Genomic DNA, 1,076 nt, shown 5'->3' on the forward strand with positions numbered 1-1,076 from the left:
CTGTGCATCGCCCTTGAAGGTACCGCCCCCTCAGGACGGCCGTCCCACGCCGCCGCTCGCCCCGCACCTCTTGAACTTCACACACGTTGACTTTAACGGTCGACCCCACCAGAGTGATCCAAGTAAGGCTGACCTGACCCACCTTGGAGCCGCTCATGCCTCGCCTGTCCGGCCTCGCCATGGACCTCACGCCGCTCCGCGAGCACCGCGACTTCCGCCTCCTCTACGCCGGATTCCTCGGCGCCTTGATCGGCACCCTGATGACGAGCGTCGCCGTGGCGGTGCAGATCTACGACCTCACGGGATCGCCGTTGCAGATCGGCCTGGTCAGCCTGGCCAGGGCGCTTCCGCTCGTCGTCGGCGTACTGGCCGGTGGTGTCCTCGCGGACCGCAGGGACCGCCGCCTCCTGATGCTGGTGACCCGGCTCCCCCTGACACTCGTCGCGGCCGGGCTCATGGCCAACGCGCTCCTGCCGCATCCGCAGTTGTGGGTGATCTACGTCGCGACCGGTCTCACCGGGCTCCTCGCGGGGCTCGGCGGCCCCGCGATGATGGCGGCCATCCCCGCCCTCGTCGGCACCGAACGCCTCGCGGCGGCGGGCGCGTTGACTGCGGCGTCTACGCAGCTCGCCGCGTTGCTCGGCCCCGCGCTCGGCGGCGTCCTCATCGCTGGCCCCGGAATCGCCGTCTGCTTCGCGGTCGACGCGGCAGGCTTCCTGGTCTTCACCGTGGCCCTGCTCTTCGTGCGCCCGCTGCCTCCGGCGAAGGCCGCCGCGGGCAAGGGCGTCCGGCAGGCCTTCGCCGCCGTGGCGGACGGCGTGCGCTTCGTCCGGGGCCACCGCCTGATCGTCGGGCTGCTGCTGATCGACGCGGCGGCGATGGTCTTCACGATGCCGCAGGCGCTGTACCCGGTCCTCGCGGACGAGCAGTTCGGCGGCGGGCCCACCGTGGTCGGACTGCTCTACGCCGCGCCCGCGCTCGGCGCCCTCGTCGGGGCGGCGACCAGCGGCTGGACGGCGCGCGCGGGCGGGCACGCGCTGATCGGGGCGGTGCTCGTGTGGGGGCTCTCCCTGACG

General features: G+C 72.6%; 1 protein-coding gene. It reads left to right on the plus strand.

The annotated features are described in order from the left end of the window. Positions 1 to 155: 155 nt before the first annotated feature. A partial coding sequence (locus ACZ5CR_RS47000) for an MFS transporter (RefSeq protein WP_468870198.1) occupies positions 156 to 1,076 on the plus strand: 921 nt, incomplete at its 3' end.

It is taken from the genome of Streptomyces sp. NPDC031274 (assembly GCF_055570235.1).